This is a genomic window from Micromonospora sp. BL4 (genome assembly GCF_003667505.1).
Taxonomy (GTDB): Bacteria; Actinomycetota; Actinomycetes; order Mycobacteriales; family Micromonosporaceae; genus Micromonospora.
In genome coordinates this window covers 1-17,873 of record NZ_RCVJ01000173.1, presented here as the reverse complement: position 1 = coordinate 17,873, position 17,873 = coordinate 1, and the positions used below count along the sequence as shown (strand labels likewise).

Annotated in this window: 20 protein-coding genes; 11 read left to right on the top strand and 9 right to left on the bottom strand. The window is 74.6% G+C overall.

Annotation, left to right across the window (positions count from 1 at the left end; all coding sequences use genetic code 11):
- Nucleotides 1-86 precede the first annotated feature (86 nt).
- Both EAD89_RS23655 and cofC read right to left on the bottom strand, forming a co-directional pair.
- Nucleotides 87-284 carry a cold-shock protein gene (locus EAD89_RS23655; RefSeq protein WP_121677258.1) on the bottom strand — a complete coding sequence of 66 codons (198 nt, stop codon included), beginning with the start codon at nucleotides 282-284 and terminating at the stop codon, nucleotides 87-89.
- A 22-nt stretch (nucleotides 285-306) separates the two neighbouring features.
- On the bottom strand, nucleotides 307-960 hold the full coding sequence (cofC, locus tag EAD89_RS23650; protein WP_121677255.1) for a 2-phospho-L-lactate guanylyltransferase: 654 nt from the start codon (nucleotides 958-960) through the stop codon (nucleotides 307-309).
- A 127-nt stretch (nucleotides 961-1,087) separates the two neighbouring features.
- On the opposite strand from cofC, the gene EAD89_RS23645 reads away from it, so the two are divergent.
- The 5 genes from EAD89_RS23645 (at nucleotide 1,088) to EAD89_RS23625 (ending at nucleotide 6,086) form a co-directional block, all read left to right on the top strand.
- Complete coding sequence (locus tag EAD89_RS23645; protein ID WP_121657164.1) at nucleotides 1,088-1,825, top strand: 1-acyl-sn-glycerol-3-phosphate acyltransferase; 738 nt, start codon at nucleotides 1,088-1,090, stop codon at nucleotides 1,823-1,825.
- Nucleotides 1,822-2,829, top strand: coding sequence for an NAD(P)H-dependent glycerol-3-phosphate dehydrogenase (locus EAD89_RS23640; protein ID WP_121657165.1), 1,008 nt, complete (start codon nucleotides 1,822-1,824; stop codon nucleotides 2,827-2,829). Before EAD89_RS23645 ends, EAD89_RS23640 begins: the two co-directional genes overlap by 4 nt.
- An 8-nt stretch (nucleotides 2,830-2,837) precedes the next feature.
- Nucleotides 2,838-3,956, top strand: a complete 1,119-nt coding sequence (locus EAD89_RS23635) for a cystathionine gamma-lyase (RefSeq protein WP_121657166.1) — start codon at nucleotides 2,838-2,840, stop codon at nucleotides 3,954-3,956.
- 147 nt (nucleotides 3,957-4,103) lie between these two features.
- On the top strand, nucleotides 4,104-4,904 hold the full coding sequence (locus tag EAD89_RS23630) for a putative protein N(5)-glutamine methyltransferase (protein ID WP_121677254.1): 801 nt from the start codon (nucleotides 4,104-4,106) through the stop codon (nucleotides 4,902-4,904).
- A 132-nt stretch (nucleotides 4,905-5,036) separates the two neighbouring features.
- Complete coding sequence (locus EAD89_RS23625) at nucleotides 5,037-6,086, top strand: ROK family protein (RefSeq protein ID WP_121677253.1); 1,050 nt, start codon at nucleotides 5,037-5,039, stop codon at nucleotides 6,084-6,086.
- A 52-nt stretch (nucleotides 6,087-6,138) separates the two neighbouring features.
- Here the strand turns inward: EAD89_RS23625 and EAD89_RS23620 are convergent, their stop codons facing one another.
- Nucleotides 6,139-6,339, bottom strand: a complete 201-nt coding sequence (locus EAD89_RS23620; RefSeq protein ID WP_121654021.1) for a DUF397 domain-containing protein — start codon at nucleotides 6,337-6,339, stop codon at nucleotides 6,139-6,141.
- Nucleotides 6,340-6,344: 5 nt separating this feature from the next.
- Nucleotides 6,345-7,190, bottom strand: a complete 846-nt coding sequence (locus EAD89_RS23615) for a helix-turn-helix transcriptional regulator (protein WP_121677252.1) — start codon at nucleotides 7,188-7,190, stop codon at nucleotides 6,345-6,347.
- A 276-nt stretch (nucleotides 7,191-7,466) separates the two neighbouring features.
- Here EAD89_RS23615 and EAD89_RS23610 point away from each other — a divergent pair, with 276 nt between their 5' ends.
- On the top strand, nucleotides 7,467-7,685 hold the full coding sequence (locus EAD89_RS23610; RefSeq protein ID WP_121654023.1) for a hypothetical protein: 219 nt from the start codon (nucleotides 7,467-7,469) through the stop codon (nucleotides 7,683-7,685).
- 188 nt (nucleotides 7,686-7,873) lie between these two features.
- Nucleotides 7,874-8,974, top strand: a complete 1,101-nt coding sequence (locus EAD89_RS23605) for a D-alanine--D-alanine ligase family protein (protein WP_121677251.1) — start codon at nucleotides 7,874-7,876, stop codon at nucleotides 8,972-8,974.
- Between the two features lie 51 nt (nucleotides 8,975-9,025).
- On the opposite strand, the gene EAD89_RS23600 is transcribed toward EAD89_RS23605, so the two are convergent.
- Together EAD89_RS23600 and EAD89_RS23595 are read right to left on the bottom strand one after the other, a co-directional pair.
- On the bottom strand, nucleotides 9,026-9,712 hold the full coding sequence (locus EAD89_RS23600; protein WP_233579027.1) for a DUF3515 family protein: 687 nt from the start codon (nucleotides 9,710-9,712) through the stop codon (nucleotides 9,026-9,028).
- Nucleotides 9,713-9,946, bottom strand: coding sequence for an Lrp/AsnC ligand binding domain-containing protein (locus EAD89_RS23595; RefSeq protein WP_013284547.1), 234 nt, complete (start codon nucleotides 9,944-9,946; stop codon nucleotides 9,713-9,715).
- A gap of 96 nt (nucleotides 9,947-10,042) precedes the next feature.
- Here EAD89_RS23595 and EAD89_RS23590 point away from each other — a divergent pair, with 96 nt between their 5' ends.
- Both EAD89_RS23590 and EAD89_RS23585 read left to right on the top strand, forming a co-directional pair.
- Nucleotides 10,043-11,032, top strand: coding sequence for a thiamine-phosphate kinase (locus tag EAD89_RS23590; RefSeq protein WP_121677250.1), 990 nt, complete (start codon nucleotides 10,043-10,045; stop codon nucleotides 11,030-11,032).
- Between the two features lie 29 nt (nucleotides 11,033-11,061).
- The gene (locus EAD89_RS23585; RefSeq protein WP_121677249.1) at nucleotides 11,062-11,523 is read left to right on the top strand and encodes a GNAT family N-acetyltransferase; all 462 of its coding nucleotides are present in this window, start codon (nucleotides 11,062-11,064) and stop codon (nucleotides 11,521-11,523) included.
- Nucleotides 11,524-11,560: 37 nt separating this feature from the next.
- Here EAD89_RS23585 and EAD89_RS23580 read toward each other — a convergent pair whose 3' ends face one another.
- Together EAD89_RS23580 and rpmB are read right to left on the bottom strand one after the other, a co-directional pair.
- Nucleotides 11,561-12,817, bottom strand: coding sequence for an ATP-grasp domain-containing protein (locus EAD89_RS23580; protein ID WP_121677248.1), 1,257 nt, complete (start codon nucleotides 12,815-12,817; stop codon nucleotides 11,561-11,563).
- 179 nt (nucleotides 12,818-12,996) lie between these two features.
- On the bottom strand, nucleotides 12,997-13,188 hold the full coding sequence (gene rpmB / locus EAD89_RS23575) for a 50S ribosomal protein L28 (RefSeq protein ID WP_007456456.1): 192 nt from the start codon (nucleotides 13,186-13,188) through the stop codon (nucleotides 12,997-12,999).
- A 296-nt stretch (nucleotides 13,189-13,484) separates the two neighbouring features.
- Between rpmB and EAD89_RS23570 the strand changes: the two genes are divergently transcribed.
- Both EAD89_RS23570 and recG read left to right on the top strand, forming a co-directional pair.
- Nucleotides 13,485-15,098 carry a DAK2 domain-containing protein gene (locus tag EAD89_RS23570; protein WP_121677247.1) on the top strand — a complete coding sequence of 538 codons (1,614 nt, stop codon included), beginning with the start codon at nucleotides 13,485-13,487 and terminating at the stop codon, nucleotides 15,096-15,098.
- Complete coding sequence (gene recG / locus EAD89_RS23565) at nucleotides 15,095-17,293, top strand: ATP-dependent DNA helicase RecG (RefSeq protein WP_121677246.1); 2,199 nt, start codon at nucleotides 15,095-15,097, stop codon at nucleotides 17,291-17,293. The genes EAD89_RS23570 and recG overlap by 4 nt, the downstream gene beginning before the upstream one ends.
- Before the next feature lie 92 nt (nucleotides 17,294-17,385).
- On the opposite strand, the gene EAD89_RS23560 is transcribed toward recG, so the two are convergent.
- A partial coding sequence (locus tag EAD89_RS23560) for an LAETG motif-containing sortase-dependent surface protein (protein WP_121677256.1) occupies nucleotides 17,386-17,873 on the bottom strand: 488 nt, incomplete at its 5' end.

Genomic DNA, 17,873 nt, shown 5'->3' with positions numbered 1-17,873 from the left:
GGGCTGGCCGGGTGCTCGCGAGGGGTGCTCACCCGCTCATAATCACCCGATTCGGGTTAACGCAAAATGAACTTGGCCTCGACGGGTCAGCTCATCGTCGGCAATGTCACCCGGACGACCTCGCCGTCGGGATCGGTGTCGATGCGGACCCGCTGGCCGAGCCGGAGCAGCCGCAGCCCGGAGGCGTCGAAGGCCCGGGCGGGAAAGCGCAACTCGGTGCCGTCGTCGAGCAGCAGGACGCCGCTGCGCGTCGCCGCGTCGTAGCTGGCCACCGTGCCTTGCATGCTGGCACCGTACACCGGTGGGTCAGCCCGCGGAGCGGGCCGGACGGTCGGCGGCGGCGGCGAGGAGCGTGGCGGTGCGCGGCCCCAGCCCGAGCCGGGCGGCGGCGGCCAGGTCCGCGGCGGTGTCCACGTCCCGGCGCAGGCTGGGCCAGTCCCCGCTCAGGGGCAGCGCCCCGCTCGCCGTGTGCGCCGCCGCCGAGTCCGTTCCGAACCGGGGGTCCAGAGGGATGCCGGGCGGCGCCGTGAGCAGCACGGTGCCGTCGCCCGGAGCGTCCGGCACGAACCGGCGGACCCTCGCCCGGCCGGTCCGCGCCGCGAGCAGCGCGCCGGCCAGCTCGGCCGGGCGCAGCGCCGGCAGGTCGGCGGTGAGCCCCGCCACCCACCCGGCGGGCACGCCCGCCGCGCCGTGCCGGAACGCGGCGTTCAGGCCGGCGTCCGGCTCGTCGGGCAGCACCCGTGCGCCGGCGGTCCGCGCCGCCGCCGCCACCCGGGCGTCGTCGGTCACCACCAGAACCTCGACGACCGCCGGGCAGGCCAGCACCGCGCGGAGTGTGTCAGCCGCCAGGGCCAGCGCCAGCTCCTCGTGCGGTACGCCGGGCAGCGCGCCCCGCAACCGGCTCTTGGCTGCGGTCAGACGCTTCACCGGCACCACCACGGCCCACCCCGACTGACTCACGTCGGCAATCCTGCCAGCCGGACGGCGGGACCCTCGCTGGCCGTACCGGGGGCGAGCAGGCATGATTTCCGCTGCGGGCGTCGCGAGCGGGGTTCGCGGCGGGGTCGGGGCGGGACGAGGAGGCACAGTGGCACGGCGGAGGCTGGGGTTCTGGCAACGGTTCGCCGTGGCGCTGGTGAAGCCGGTGATGACCGTCTGGACCCGGCGTACCTGGCGCGGCATGGAGCACCTCGGCCGGGACGGCGGCATGATCATCGTCGCCAACCACATCTCGCACGCCGACCCGTTGGTGTCCGCGCACTTCGTCTACGACTCCGGCCGGTGGCCGCAGTACCTGGGCAAGGCCAGCGTGTTCCGGGTGCCGGTGATCGGCTGGATCCTGCACCGGTGCCGGCAGATCCCGGTCGAGCGGGGCAGCGTGGACGCGGTCCGCTCGCTGGACGCCTCGGTCGCCGCGCTCGACGAGGGCGGCGCGGTGGTGATCTACCCGGAGGGCACCACCACCCGGCAGCCGGAGCTGTGGCCGATGAAGGCCAAGACCGGCGCCGCCCGGCTGGCGCTGGCCACCGGCGCGCCCGTGGTGCCGCTGGTGATGTGGGGGCCGGAGCGGATCTTCGACCCGCGGACCACCCGGCTCAACCTGCGCCCGCGGATCCCGGTGACCGTGGTCGCCGGCGAACCGATCGATCTGAGCCGGTGGGCGGGCGCCCCGCCGACGCGGGCCACCCTCGAGGAGATGACGGACGCCATCATGCTGCGGCTGCGCGACATGCTCGCCGAGATTCGTGGTGGCACCCCGCCACCGCTGTGGGAACGGCCGGCCCGACCGTCCGCCGAGCGCCAGCAGCAGGGTGGTGTGGCGTGACCGGGCACGTCGCGGTCCTGGGCGCCGGCTCCTGGGGCACCGCGTTCGCCAAGATCCTCGCCGACGCGGGGCGGGACGTGACGGTGTGGGCCCGGCGCGCGCCGGTGGCGGAGAGCATCCGCACCGAGCGCCGCAACCCGGAGTACCTGCCGGACCTGCTGCTGCCGGGCCGGGTCACCGCCACCCACGACGCCGTCGAGGCGATCACCGGCGCCGAACTGGTGGTGCTGGCCGTGCCGTCGCAGACCCTGCGCGGCAACCTCGCCGAATGGACCGGGCACCTGCACCCGGACGCCACCCTGGTGTCGCTGATGAAGGGCATCGAGCTCGGCACCACCAAGCGGATGAGCGAGGTCATCGTCGAGACCGCCGGCGTGGCCGCCGACCGGGTGGTGGTGGTCTCCGGCCCGAACCTGGCCCCGGAGATCGCCGCCGAGCAGCCGGCCGCCACCGTGGTCGCCGGGACGAACAGCCACCGCACCGCGCTCGTGCAGGCGTCGATCCGGACGCCCTACCTGCGCCCGTACACGAACGACGACGTGATCGGCTGCGAGCTGGGCGGGGCGGTCAAGAACGTGATCGCCCTGTCGTACGGCATCGCCACCGCGATGGGCTTCGGCGACAACACCCGGGCCATGCTGATGACCCGCGGACTGGCCGAGACGGCCCGCCTGGGTGTGGCGCTCGGCGCGGATCCGATCACGTTCGCCGGCCTGGCGGGCATGGGCGACCTGGTCGCCTCCTGCTCCTCCCCGCTGGCCCGGAACCGCACCTTCGGCGAGCATCTGGGCCGGGGCGAGACGCTGGAGCAGGCCCAGGCCGCCACCCGGCAGACCGCCGAGGGTGTGAAGAGCTGCCTGGCGATCCGTGACCTGGCGCGGGCGCACGGTGTCGAGATGCCGATCACCGAGCAGGTCGAGCGGATCTGCCACGAGGGGATGGACCCCCGCCTCGCCGTGGACACCCTGATGAGCCGGACCGCCAAACCCGAGTCGTACGAGTGAGGAACCCGATGAGCGATCTGGGTGACGGCACCCGCTGTGTGCACGCCGGGCTGCCCGAGCCGGCGCCTGGTGACCCCTTCCTGCCCGGGCCGGTCCTCGCCGCGCCGTACCACCTCGACCCGTGGCAGGGCCCGGCCGGCTCGCCGAACGGCTACGGACGCCCCGACAATCCCACGCGGCGGCTGCTGGAGGCGGCCGTGGGGGAGCTGGAGGGTGGCGACTGCCGCGTCTTCGCCACCGGGCAGGCGGCCATCACCGGGATGCTGCTCACCCTGCTGCGCCCGGGGGACACCGTGGTGCTGCCCACCGACGGATACTTCCCGGTCCGCGCATTCGCCACCGACGTGCTGGAGGCGATCGGCGTCCGCGTGCTCTTCGTTCCGACCGTCGGGCCGTACCCGTCGCTGGAGGGCGTCCGGCTGGTGCTGGTGGAGACCCCGGCCAACCCGGGCCTGGACGTGGTCGACGTGGCCGCCCTCGCAAAGCAGGCGCACGCCGCCGGCGCGCTGCTCGCCGTGGACAACACCACGGCGACCCCGCTCGGCCAGCGTCCGCTGGACCTCGGCGCCGACCTGGTGGTCGCCTCGGGCACGAAGGCGCTCACCGGTCACTCCGACCTGCTGCTGGGCTACGTGGCCAGCCGGTCGACCGAGCTGATCGAGGCGGTGACGGGCTGGCGCACCACCACCGGCTCGGTGCCGGGCGCGTTCGACGCCTGGCTGGCGCACCGCTCGTTGGGCACGCTCGACCTGCGGCTGGCCCGACAGAGCGCCAACGCCGCCGCGGTTGCCGACCTGCTCGCAGGCCGGCCCGACGTGACCGGCCTGCGCTGGCCGGGACGCCCCGACGACCCCGCGTACCCGGTGGCCTCGGCGCAGATGCGCCGGATGCCCGGGGTGCTCTCGTTCGACCTGGGCGACGCCGACCGGGTGAGCCGTTTCGTCGAGGCCGCCCGGCTGGTGGTGGCCGCCACCTCCTTCGGTGGCCTGCACACCACCGCGGACCGGCGGGCGCAGTGGGGCGACGACACCGCCCCCGGCTTCGTCCGGCTCTCCTGCGGAGTGGAGGACACGGTCGACCTGGTGGCCGACATCGCCGCCGCGCTGGACGCCGCCGGATCGGCCTGAGTTATCGTGTCGGCGGCCCGCACCGGCGGGCACCCGACCGGAGGAGGTGAGTCCGATCCGTCAGCCGACCGGACCGGCGCTTCCTCCCGTGTCCCGGCCGCACTAGCGGCCACGGGAGCGCCGGCGAGCGTTTCCCGGAGGTATCCCATGGCACCACCGTTCCCCACCGACCGGCCGGCCCTCGTGCGTCGACTGCGGACCGCCGGTTGCGTCTACGCCGAGGACGAGGCCGACCTGCTGCTGGCCGCGGCCGACACCCCGGCGGCGTTGGCCGACCTGACCGAGCGCCGGGTGGCCGGCGAACCGCTGGAGCACCTGCTCGGCTGGGCGGAGTTCTGCGGCCTGCGGATCGCCGTCGCCCCGGGAGTCTTCGTGCCGCGCGGCCGGACCGCCCTGCTGGTCGAGGCGGCGGCCGCGGTGACCGGCCCGGCGCCGGCCGTGGTCGACCTCTGCTGCGGCTCCGGGGCCACCACCGTCGCGTTGGCGCACCGGCTCGTGCCGCGTTGGCTGGCCGCCGCCGACATCGACCCGGCGGCCGTGGCGTGCGCCCGCCGCAACCTCGCCGGGCTGACCGCCGAGGTGTTCGAGGGCGACCTGTTCGCGCCGCTGCCGGAGCACTGGCGGGGTCGGCTGGACCTGGTGGTCGCCAACGCCCCGTACGTGCCGACCGACGCGGTGGCGCTGATGCCCGCCGAGGCGCGCCTGCACGAGGCGCCGGTGGCGCTCGACGGCGGACCGGACGGCCTCGCGGTGCTGCGCCGGGTCGCTGCCGGCGCGGCCCGGTGGCTGGCGCCCGGTGGGCACCTGGTGGTGGAGGTCAGCGTCGTGCAGGCGGACGCGCTCTGCGGGGCGTTCGACGCCCTCGGGCTGGTGCCGACCGTGCGGCGGGACGAGGACCTGGACGGCACGGCGGTGATCGCCCGCCGCCCCACCCGCCGCTCCGCCTGATCCGGTCGGAGGCGGGTCGAGGACCGGATCGACACCGGGGTACGCCCGCCCGGCCGGGGAAGGCGGGCATGGCGGGGGAGGGGTCTTGGCACTAGCCTCGGCTCACAATCATGACGGCGGGAGGCGGTTTCGGTGGGCAGCGCAGGGGTGCCGGTGGTCGTCGGGTTGGACAACGGCGGGACCAGCAACAACGCCACCGTGCTGACGGTGGACGGCCGGTTCCTGGTGGACGGTCTGCTGGAGATCCCCAGCGAGGTGCGGGCCGGTCCCGACGCCGCGATCGAGGCGTTGGCCCGGGCGCTGGACGGCGCTCTGGCGCAGACCGGTGTGCCCCGCGAACTGGTCCGGGCGGTCGGGCTGGACACTCCGGGCCCGGCCAGCGCCACCGGCGTCATCTCGTCGCGGGGCTCGACCAACTTCTCCCAGCCGGCCTGGCGTGGCTTCGACGTGCGGGGCGCGCTGGAGCGACGGCTGGGCCTGCCGGTGGTCTACCACAACGACGGCAACGCGGCCGCGCTCTACGCCCACCACGCGTACTTCGGCGCCGAGGCGATGAACCGGTCATCGGTCTCCGCGATCGTCGGCACCGGCCTCGGCGGTGGCGTCGTCGAGAGCGGGCGCGTGATCGCCGGCGCGGCCGGGATGGCCGGCGAGCTGGGTCACGTGCACATCCCGCTCACCGGGCTGCTCGGCCCGGAGCAGCCGGAGCCCACCTGCGCCTGCGGCTTCACCGGGGACGTCGAGAGCGTGGCCTCGCTGACCGGCATCGAGCGCAACCTGCTGCCGTACTGGCTGACCCGGTACCCCGACCACCCGCTCGCCGCCGAGTCGGTCGCCCGCGCGGCGAAGCTGGTCCGCGGCTACGGCGAGCGGGGGGACGCGCTGGCCCGGGACCTCTTCACCCAGCAGGCGATGGCGCTGGGCCGGCTGTTCACCGTGGCGGCCAACTTCACCGACCCGCACGCGTACTTCGTCGGCGGCGGGGTGGTGGAGGCGGCGCCGGAGTTCCGCGACTGGTTCCTGGCGACGGTGCGCGAGCACACCGTGCTCCGCGAGGAGCAGGCGGCCGTGGCCACCTTCGCCCTGGTGCCCGAGCGGGACATGGCCGGCGCCCGGGGCGTGGCCATCGCCGCCCTGGAGGCGCTGCGCGCCGTGCCGGAGCCCGGCCCGCTGGTCGCCTGAGTCGACGGACCCGGGGCGGGCCCTCGAGGCGGGTCGAGCCCGCCTCGTCCGGTCAGCGGCGCGGCGGGGCCTGGGCGAAGGCGGCCCAGGCGGCCGGCGGGAACAGCAGTGCCGGGCCGGCCGGGTCCTTGGAGTCGCGCACGGCGACCAGTCGGGGGATCGCGGCCACCTCCACGCAGGCGCCCTGGTCGCCGCTGCGGCTGCTCTTGCGCCACGCCGCCGCGGCCAGCGCCGCTGTGATCGTCGGTGTCATCGGTCCTACCGTCCCTTCAGGAGTGACAGGAGCTGCGTGCGACTGTCGGCCGGGCTGAGCGCCACGCTCCGCAGGTGCTCCATGATCTTGGTGCAGGTACGCGTCTCGCCGGCGCGGTCGAGGATCATCTGGCCGGCGACGGTCTCCACCGAGGCGATGATCGGGTCCTCCGGGTCGGCGAACTCCAGGATGTGCAGCGAGCCCCGGGTGCCCCGGTGGTAGCCGGCGGAGAGCGGGATCACCTGGACGGAGATGTTCGGCAGCTCGGCCATCTTGACCAGGTGGCGCAGCTGCCCGTCCATCACGGACCGGTCGCCGACCGGGCGTAGCAGCGCGCCCTCGTCGATGATCGCGTCGAGGATGGGCGGGTCGTCGCCGGTGAGCCGCTCCTGCCGGTCGAGGCGGACCTTGACCCGTTGCTCCACCAGGTCGTCGCCGAGGGTGTGCGGGCCGCCGCGCATCACGCCACGGATGTAGTCGGCGGTCTGCAGCAGGCCGGGCACCACCGAGGGCTCGAAGTTGGCGATGGCGGTGGCCTCGGCCTCCAGGGCGATGAAGTCGATGGTGCGCGGGTCCAGCAGGTAGGAGTACGACACCCACCAGCCCGGCTTGCGGGCGTCCTTGGCGAGCTGCACCGCCGCGGCCACCTCGTCGGCGCCCACCCCGTACGACGTGAGCAGGGCGCGCACGGTGGCCGGGCTGATCAGTGTCTGCGCGTTCTCGTAGCGCGAGAGGGTGCTGCGGGTGCTGTTGATCTCATCCGCGGCGGTCTCGAGCGTCAGCCCGGCGGCTTCCCGATGGTGGCGCAGGGCGATGCCGAGCCGGCGGGCACGGGCGGTCTTCGGGGCCATGCATCGATGGTCGCACACATTTGTGGGAACGTCTGCATGAGAGAACGTCGATGAGAGTTGCATTCACGGCTGTACACGTGTCAATCTGTCATCGCGTCCTCACTGCCGGTTGTCGTGGCGACGGTGGTGGTGAGCGACCGGAGGGGATGGGGCGCGCGGCGATCGGGTTTCTCCCCCGTACCCGATCGTCGCGTGCCGCCGCCATCCCGGCCCGCCGGAAGGAGACGACGTGCGCACCGGTCCGGAGCCCCCCGCCGTACACCCGGACGGCCGACGATGACCCGCTTCCTGGTGGTGCTCACCGACGTGCGCCCCGTCGAGGGCGTCGAGCGCAACGAACGGACCGCGCCCGAGCGACGCCGGCAGGTGGTCGGCGCCAGCAGCCGGGAGGCCGCCGACCGGATTGCCGGGGCTTTCATGGCCCTGGGCATGGTGCGGGCCGGCCGCCAGCGGGTGAAGGTGATCGCGGTCGGTCGCCGGCACGCCCGGGACTGAGCTGACCCCCCGTCTACGCAGGACCAACCTCCCGTCACGCACCGTATATCCTCTGTTGACCGATTGCCGTGTCGCGCTGTGGCTCGCCGGGTATCGCCTCGCCCCACCGCCACGCACAGTAAGGTCAACCGGGTGAGCGCCACCGGCGAGCACGACCAGCCGCAGTCGCGTACGAAGAGGTGACCGGAGTGACCACCCCAGGCAAGACCCGCGTGGCGATCGTCTTCGGCGGCCGCAGCCCGGAGCACGGCATCTCCTGCGTCAGCGCCGGCAGCGTGTTCGGCGCCCTCGACCCCGACGAGTACGAGGTGGTGCCGGTCGGCATCACCCGGGCCGGCCAGTGGGTGCTGACCAGCGGAGACCCCGCGCAGCTCGCGATCAACGCCCGCCAGCTCCCGGAGATCACCGCGGAGTCCGGCGCGGACATCGTGCTGCGTGCCGACCCGACCGGCAACGGGCTGATGGTGCTCGACCCGACCGAGGGCCCCCGCGCGCTGGCCGACGTGGACGTGGTCTTTCCGGTGCTGCACGGCACCTACGGCGAGGACGGCACCATCCAGGGCATGTTGGAGATGGCCGGCATCCCCTACGTCGGGGCGAACGTGTTCGCCTCCGCCGCCGCCATGGACAAGGAGTTCACCAAGAAGCTCTGCGCGATCGAGGGCATCCCGGTCGGCTCGTACGCGGTGCTGCGCAACGGGATGACGCTCACCGAGCAGGACAAGGAGCGGCTCGGCCTGCCGGTCTTCGTCAAGCCGTCCCGGGCCGGCTCGTCGTTCGGCATCACCCGCGTCACCGACTGGGCGCAGCTGGACGCGGCGGTCGCCACCGCCCGGCAGTTCGACCCGAAGGTCATCATCGAGGCCGCCGTCATCGGCCGGGAGATCGAGTGCGGTGTGCTGGAGGGCGAGGCCGGAGGCGCGCCCGAGGCGTCCGTGCTGGCCGAGGTGCGCGTCGTCGCCGACCACGACTTCTACGACTTCGAGGCGAAGTACCTCGACGACTCCTGCGAGTACGACATTCCGGCCGGGCTGCCCGAGAAGGTGACCCGCCAGGTGCAGGAGTACGCCGTCCGCGCGTTCACCGCGCTGGACTGCGCCGGTCTGGCCCGGGCCGACTTCTTCGTCACCCCGGAGCTGGACGTGTACCTCAACGAGATCAACACCATGCCCGGGTTCACCCCGACGTCGATGTTCCCCCGCATGTGGGCGGCCTCCGGCCTGGAGTATCCGAAGCTGGTCAACCGCCTGATCCGCACCGCGCAGCGGCGCGGCGTCGGCCTGCACTGAGCCACCGGGCGCCGGCCCGCGGCACCACGTTCCGGTGGAACGCGGGTCGGGTCAGGCCCGGCAGCCGGCGGGAACGTCGCCGCCGGTGAGCACCGAGGCGACGACCGCGTTGGAGATCGGCGCCACCCACTGCAACGGCTGCTCGTAGGAGCGCGGAATGCGCACCGACACCGCCGTCTCCCGATCGACCGTGGTCAGCACCGTGGCGTCGTCCTGCTCGGCCGAATGCCAGCAGACCCGGTTGACCGTCCAGACCTCGTCGGTGGCCGGGATGGTCGGCTCGGCACCGCCGCAGGCCACGGTGAGGGCGGGGTCGCCGTACGCGGCGTTCTGCTCCGGGCCGGCGGTGACCGGGCGCTGAGGCAGGTCGCGGATGGTCGACGGCAGCTGGGAGAGCAGGGCGCGACAGACCGTGGCCGGGCGGGCGGCCAGCGCCGGGGCGGCCATCTCGACCGGAGCGGTGGACTGCACCCGGGCGGCGGTGGGGCTCGGCGCGGCGGCCGGCTCGGCCGGCGAGAGCTTGCTGAAGGCCAGCACGGCCACCAGCAGCGTGACCGGCAACGCGATCAACGTGGCCAGCAGGGCCGCGCCGCGGATGGTCCGGTCCCGGCCGGCCGGCGCGTCGGCGGCCGGGTCGGCCGGCTCGCGGATACGGTCAGCCGGCTCGGGCGTGCCGTCGCGCGTCTCGGCGGGCCGGTCGTCGTTGTCAGCGGCGGAGGAGGTAGCCATCTCGTCCACTTACAGCCGCACCACCGAACACGTGAGGGTGCGCGTGATGCCAGGCACCATCTGCACCTTGCTGACGATGAGTTTGCCGAGCTCGTCGACGGTGTTCGCCTCGGTGAGGACGACCACGTCGTACGGCCCGGTGACGGCGTCGACGCGTACCACGCCGGCAAGGTCCGCGATGAGACCGGCCACGTCACGTGCGCGGCCGACCTCGGTCTGGATGAGGATGTACGCCTGTACCACGACTCGACCTCCGTCCGTCGCCGCCCAGGGGCGGCCCGAAGGGTGAAACTACCTTACGGACCAGGTCTGATCCCTATCGGTGGTCAAGGAGCAGCAGTGAGCGAGCGCGGCGGTGCCGGGCAGAACGGACGGAACGCCGGCGGTGTCGCCAGCGTGGGCGGTATCGGCGAGTTCGGGTTGATCGGGCGGATCACGGCCCGCCTGCCGGTCGGATCTACCACCCTGCTCGGCCCAGGGGACGACGCGGCGGTGGTGGCCGCCCCGGACGCCCGGGTCGCCGCCTCCACCGACGTGCTGGTCGACGGGCGGCACTTCCGGCGGGACTGGTGCTCGGCCCGGGACGTCGGGCACCGGGCCGCGGCGGCGAACCTGGCCGACATCGCGGCGATGGGCGCCACCCCGACCGCCCTGCTGGTCGCCCTCTGCATGCCGGCGGACCTGGAGACCAGCTGGGCCGAGGAGCTGGCCGACGGGCTGGCCGAGGAGGCGGCCACGGTCGGCGCGAGCGTGGTCGGCGGGGACATGTCGTCCAGCCCCACCCTGACCGTCGCGGTCACCGCGCTGGGCGACCTCGGCGGCCGTCCGCCCGTGGTGCGCTCCGGCGCCCGCCCCGGCGACGTGCTGGCCCTGGCCGGCCGCACCGGGTACGCGGCAGCCGGCCTGACCGTGCTCACCCGCGGCTTTCGCACACCGCGGCTGCTGGTCGAGGCGTACCGGCGGCCGCAGGTGCCGTACCAGGCCGGACCGCAGGCCGCCCGGCTCGGCGCGACGTCGATGATCGACGTGTCGGACGGACTGCTCGCCGACCTCGGGCACGTGGCGACGGCCAGCGGGGTGGCGATCGACGTGCGCCGGGACGCGTTCGAGGTGCCCCGGCAGATGGCCGACGCCGCACAGGCGCTCGGCATCGACCCGTACACCTGGCTCCTGGCCGGTGGCGAGGACCACGCGTTGGCCGCGACCTTCCCGCCGGCGGTGGCGTTGCCGGCGGACTGGCGGCCGATCGGCCTGGTCACGGCCGGTGCCGGGGTCACCGTCGATGGTGCGTCCTACGAGGGGCCGCGGGGCTGGGACCACTTCCGGTGAGGCCTCGCGTCGGCCGTACCCTGGATGGTGTGACTGAGATCGAGATCCGGGTGGTGCGGTTCGACGCGCCGGTGGCGCAGCAGTTGATCCGCGACGCGCTGGCCGACCTCGGTGCCCGCTACGGCGGCACCGGCGACGACACCCCGGTGGACGCGGCCGAGTTCGAGCCGCCGGACGGGGCGTTCCTCGTCGCCTACCTGGCCGGCAAGCCGGTCGGCTGTGGCGGTTGGCGCAGTCACGGCGTGGACACCGCGGAGCTGAAGCGGATGTACACCGCCCCGGCGGCCCGGGGGCGGGGCGTGGCCCGGACGGTGCTGGCGGCCGTCGAGCGCTCGGCCCGCGAGCAGGGCCGCAAGCGGATGGTCCTGGAGTGCGGGGACAAGCAGCCCGAGGCGATCGCCATGTACACCTCCACCGGCTACGAGCAGATTCCGAACTTCGGCTTCTACAAGGACGCGGAGGGCTGCGTCTCCTTCGGCCGTACCCTCTGAGACCCGGCAGCCGCCGGCCGTCCGGTGACCGGCGTTCTCAGCCGGTGGTGATGCGGATCTGGGCGGCGGCCCGGGCGACCGCCCCGGTCGCCTCCGCCGGGTCGGCGCCCCAGGCCAGCACCTGACCGCTGCGCCGTCCCGACGAGGTGACCTCGGCCACCCGGTCGCCCACCGTCACGCCCACCGTGACGTCCAGCACGCCGGACACCCGGCTGGCCGCACGCACCCCGTCCACGGCGGTGACGGTGCCGGGCGGAGCGAGCAGGAACTCCACCGCCGCCGCGCAGCTCGGCCCGGCCGGCAGCGCCGGGCGTTCCCCCCGGAGCGTGCGCAGGTACGCGCCGACGAACCCGCACTCGTAGGCGACCGAGATCAGTACGGCGATCAGGTCGCCGGGGAGCCGCGCCGCGCACTCCACCAGCGCGGGGCCGTCGGCGGTGCGGATCCACTCGCTGTGCAGCACGCCGGTGCCGAAGTCGGCGGCGCCGGCCAGCCGGGTGGCCACGTCGAGCAGTTCCCGTCGGGCGTCCCCGGGCAGGGCGGACGGCACGGTGTGCCCGGTCTCCACCGGCCGTCCACCGGAAAGCACCCGCTTGTCGGTGACATTGCCGAACCGCACCTCGCCCTCGACGATCAGCAGCTCCACGCTGTGCTCGGTGCCGATCAGCACCTGCTCGGCGAGGACCGCGGTGGGCAGGTCGTGGGCGATGGCGTCGGGAGGTGTCTCCGGATCGGCGCTGGCGGCCCAGGCGGCGGCGACCAGCGCCGGGTCGTCGACGATCTGCACGCCGAGGCTGCCGGCCCGGCGGGTCGGCTTCAGCACGCAGCGCCCGCCCTGCCGGCGGGCGAACTCGCTCGCCTCGGCGGCCGTGGTGACCAGCGCGAACGCCGGGTTGGTCAGGCCGGCCGCCGCGGCGAGCACCCGCATCCGGTGCTTGTCGGTGAAGATCTCGGCGGCCTTCACGCCGGCGCCGGGCAGGCCGAGCGCGCCGGCCAGCTGGGCCGCGGCGAGGACGCCGTACTCCTGGCCGGGCACCACCAGCCGCGCGGCGGCCAGCCCCGGTTCCCGGGCCAGCAGCGCCGCCGGGTCCAGGCCGGTCTGGTACCCGGCCGGCACCACCCGGGACACGATCGGCAGCGCGGCGCAGCGCCGCTCCAGGTCGTGGCGGCGGATGAGGTCGGGTTCCTCGACCACGACCACGCTTTCCGCGGGCAACACGTCGCCGAGCCCGCGCAGCAGATCCAGCGCGGAGCCAACCATGACCAACTCGTCCCGGCTCAGGTCAAGCTGCACCCGTCACCCCTTCGTCCCGACCGGACGGGACGCCCGGCGCAGCGCGACCGTAACCGGGCGGGCGGCCGGGGTGGGTGGCCGCGTCGCGTAGTCGTCAGCGGCCGGGCGCGGACACGACAGAGCCGGCGGACCGCAGGGGTCCGCCGGCTGAGCCGTACGAGAAGGTGGGTGCTACCGCGTCAGGCGCGGGTGACCTTGCCGGCCTTGATGCACGAGGTGCAGACCTGCAACTTCTTGGTGTTGCCGCCACCGGCCGGGGTACGCACCGACTGGATGTTCGGGTTCCAGCGGCGGTTGGTCCGCCGGTGCGAGTGGGACACGTTGTGGCCGAAGCCCGGTCCCTTGCCACAGACGTCGCACACGCTAGCCACGGGATACTCCTGGGATTGAAACGTTCATGAGGTCGCCGGCAGGCGCTGCCCGGGCAACCTGGTCAGGTTACCCGATGACCCGCCGACCCGGCGAACCGGCCCGGTCGGGCGACCGCCCGTGGCCCGGCCGGCAGGTGCTGGTGCGCCCGTCCGCCGGGTGGTGGGTCGGTCCGGCGGCAAGGATACCCGAGGCTCCCGTCCTGACCGCCCGAGCCGGGTTCGGCGCCGGGGCCGGGGCGGACGGACACGCCCGACGAGTCCGACGGCTGTCGGCGTGCGCCAGTAGGCTTCTGGCCGTGCTGGACACCCTCGACGCCGCCGCGGTCCGCCGGTGGTGTGCGACCGGGTTGACCGCGCTGAAGCGCCACCAGGGCGAGATCGACGAGCTCAACGTCTATCCGGTGCCCGACGGCGACACCGGCACCAACCTGGTGCTCACCCTCACCTCGGCCCAGCAGGCCCTGGCCATGGACCTGGACACGCTCCCCGACAGCGGGCCGACCGCGCACGGGCACGCGTTGCGGCTGATGGCCCAGGGCGCGCTGCTCGGCGCGCGCGGCAACTCCGGGGTGATCCTTTCGCAGATCCTGCGCGGCTTCGCCGACGCGGCCGCCGCGGCGCCGGCCGTCCGTGGCCGGGAGCTGGCCGCCGCGCTGCGGGGTGGCACCGCGGCCGCGTACACGGCGGTCGCCCGTCCGGAGGAGGGCACCCTGCTCACCGTGGTCGGCGAGGCCGCCGCCGCGGCCGAGCGGGCGGACAGCGACGACCTGCCGGCGGTGGCCCGGGCCGCCGCGCGGGCGGCGGCCGAGGCGCTCGCCCGCACGCCGGAGCAGCTGCCGGCCCTGGCCCGTGCCGGTGTGGTCGACGCGGGCGGCCGGGGCCTCTGCGTGCTGCTCGACGCCCTGGTCGAGGTGCTCACCGGTGAGGTCGCCGTGCGCGCCGCGCCGACGCCGCGCGCCGCCCGGCCGGCCGCCACGGTCGCCCGGGAGACCGGCTCCGAGGAGTACGCCTACGAGGTGCAGTTCCTGCTCGACGCCCCGGCCGAGGCGGTGGCCGGGATGCGCCGGGTGCTGGACGCGCTGGGAGATTCGCTGGTCGTGGTCGGCGACGGGCGCGAGTCGGAGGGCACCTGGAACGTGCACGTCCACGTCAACGACGTGGGCGCGGCGATCGAGGCGGGGGTCGCCGCCGGCCGCCCGTACCGGATCTCGGTGACCCGTTTCGCGGACCAACCGGAGCCGTCCCCCGGCCCGGCGGCGGACGGCCGGGCCGCCGTGGTGGTGGCCACCGGCGTCGGGATCGCCGGGCTCTTCGCCGCGGAGGGCGCCACCGTGGTGCCGGGCAATCCGTCCATCGGGGAGCTGCTGGACGCGGTGCGCAGCACCGGCGCGGCGCGGGTGGTGGTGCTGCCCAACGACCCGAACACCGAGGCGGTGGCGAGCGCGGCGGCCCGCGAGGCACACCGCTACGGCATCAAGGTGAGTGTGGTGCCGACCCGCTCGCCGGTGCAGGCGCTGGCCGCCCTCGCGGTCCGCGACGGCGCCCGCCGCTTCGAGGACGACGTGATCGCGATGGCCGAGGCGGCGGGCGCCTGCCGCTACGCCGAGGTCTGCCATGCCAGCCGGGAGGCGCTGACCGTCGCCGGCCCGTGCCGCCCCGGTGACGTGCTGGCGCTGGTCGAGGGGGAGGTGCACCTGATCGGCGCCGACCTGACCGACACCTGCGCGGCGGTGGTCGACCGGATGCTCGGTGGCGGTGGGGAGCTGGTCACGTTGCTGGCCGGCGTGGACGCGCCGGCCGGGCTCACCGATGCCGTCCGCGCGCACGTCGCGCGGCGCTGGCCGTTCGTCGAGGTGCAGGCGTACCCGGGCGGCCAGCCGTTTTATCCGCTCCTGGTGGGGGTCGAATGAGCGAACCGGCCACGGTGGACACTCCGCTGAAGAAGCTGGTCGGGGACAAGACGGCCAAGGCGCTGGCCGCCCACCTCGACCTGCACACCGCGGGCGATCTCGTCTACCACTTCCCGCGCCGCTACGACGAGCGTGGCGAGCACACCGACATCCGCTCGCTGGACGTCGGCGAGCAGGTCACCGTGCTGGCCCAGGTGCAGCGCACCGCGGTGCGCCCGATGCGCCAACGCCGGGGCAACCTGCTGGAGGTGACCGTCGGTGACGGCTCCGGCGGGTTGCTGACGCTGACCTTCTTCGGCAACCAGGCGTGGCGCGAGCGGGAGCTGCGTCCGGGCCGGTGGGGGTTGTTCGCCGGCAAGGTCACCGAGTTCCGGGGCAAGCGTCAGCTCAACGGCCCGGAGTACGTCCTGCTCGGTGAGGGCGGCGACGGCGAGGCGGCGGTCAGCGACGAGATCGAGGAGTTCGCCGGCGCGCTGATCCCCGTCTACCCGGCCGCGGCGGCGGTGCCGACCTGGGTGATCGCCCGCTGCGTGCGGGTGGTGCTGGACACCTTCACCCCGCCGGAGGATCCGGTGCCGGCCACGGTGCGGGCCAGCCGCAACCTGGTCGGGCTGGGCGCCGCGCTGCGGGAGATCCACCGGCCGAGCAGCAAGGAGAACCTCTACCGGGCGCGGCACCGGCTCAAGTGGGACGAAGCGTTCGCCGTCCAGCTGACCCTGGTGCAGCGCAAGCACCGGGCCGCGGACTGGCCGGCCCGACCCCGTCCGGCGCGCCCCGGTGGGTTGCTGGACGCCTTCGACGCCCGGCTGCCGTACGAGCTGACCGCCGGCCAGCGCGACGTCGGCGTGGAGATCGCCGCCGACCTGGCCGCCCCGCACCCGATGCACCGGTTGTTGCAGGGCGAGGTGGGCTCGGGCAAGACGGTGGTGGCGTTGCGGGCGATGCTCCAGGTGGTGGACGCGGGCGGCCAGGCGGCGCTGCTGGCGCCCACCGAGGTGCTGGCCGCACAGCACCACCGCGGCATGCTCGACCTCCTCGGGCCGCTCGGGCGGGCCGGCGAGCTGGATTCCGCCGAGCACGCCACCCGGGTGGAGCTGGTCACCGGCTCGCTGGGCGCGGCCGCTCGTCGCCGCGCGCTCGGCGAGGTGGCCAGCGGCGCCGCCGGCATCGTGCTCGGCACCCACGCGCTGCTCTACGAGGGCGTGGACTTCGCCGACCTCGGTCTGGTGGTGGTCGACGAGCAGCACCGCTTCGGGGTGGAGCAGCGCGACGCGCTGCGGGCCAAGGCCGAGCAGCCGCCGCACGTGCTGGTGATGACCGCCACCCCGATCCCGCGCACGGTGGCGATGACGGTCTACGGCGACCTGGAGGTCTCCACCCTCTCCCAGTTGCCCCGGGGGCGTTCGCCGATCGCCTCGCACGTGGTGCCGGCCGCCGAGAAACCGGCCTTTCTGGACCGTGCCTGGCGCCGGCTGCGCGAGGAGGTGGCCGCCGGCCACCAGGCGTACGTGGTCTGCCCGCGGATCGGTGACGGTCCGGGCTCGGAGGAGGAGCCGCCGTCGCTGGACGACAACGGACGCCGGCCGCCGCTGGCCGTGACCGAGGTGGCCCCGCTGCTGGCCGAGGGGCCGTTGCACGGGCTGCGGATCGGCGTGTTGCACGGCCGGCTGCCGGCCGACGAGAAGGACGCGGTGATGCGCTCGTTCGCCGGCGGTGACCTGGACGTGCTGGTGGCCACCACCGTGGTCGAGGTCGGCGTGGACGTGCCCAACGCGACCGTGATGATCGTGTTGGACGCCGATCGCTTCGGTGTCTCCCAGCTGCACCAGCTGCGTGGCCGGGTCGGCCGGGGCGCCGCGGCAGGGCTCTGCCTGCTGGTCAGCGAGGCGGTCGAGGGGTCGCCGGCCCGGGAACGGCTGGACGCCGTGGCCTCCACCGGCGACGGCTTCAAGCTCGCCGAGCTGGATCTGGAGCAGCGCCGCGAGGGCGACGTGCTGGGCGCCACCCAGTCCGGGCGCCGCTCACATCTGCGGCTGCTCTCCCTGCTGCGCGACGCCGACCTGATCCGCGACGCGCGCGCCGAGGCGATCGCCCTGGTCGAGGAGGACCCGGAGCTGACCCGGCATCCGGCGCTGGCCGCGTCGGTCACCGCCCTGGTCGACGAGGACCGCGCGGAGTACCTGGAGAAGGGCTGACCGACCACCACGAGGCGCGTGGCACCGGGTGAAACGCCCGAGGGCGCGCCGACCGGGTGGTCGGCGCGCCCTCGGGTTCAGCGCGGTTCGGTTCAGACGGTGAACCGGAGCCGGCGACGGCGAGCCATCACGAAGAGGCCCGCACCGGCGGCCAGCAGGACGACGGCGCCGCCCGCGATCAGGGTGGTGTTCGTGCCGGTGAGCGGCAGGCCGCCACCCTCGCCCTCGTCGCACTCGGCCGGCTGCTCCCAGGCGATCGGCTCGGTGTCCTCGAGGCCTTCGGCGGCCGGCGTGACGGTCAGACCCTCGGTCGCGTCGAAGGAGACGGAACCGGTCTTGCCGGGCTCGACGGTCAGCGTCTTCGCCTCGCCCTCGTTCGGGGTCAGCGTCATGACGACGGTCTCACCGTCGGCCGGGTTCTCGATCGTGAAGGTGAGGCTGTCGCAGGTCGACTCGACGGTGCCCACCGGCTCGGCCGGCGCCGGGGTGGCGGTCGGCGTCGGGCTCGGGCTCTCGGCCGGCGGCTGGCTCGGCGACGGAGACGCGGTGGTGGGGGTCGGGCTGGGGGACTCCGTCGGGG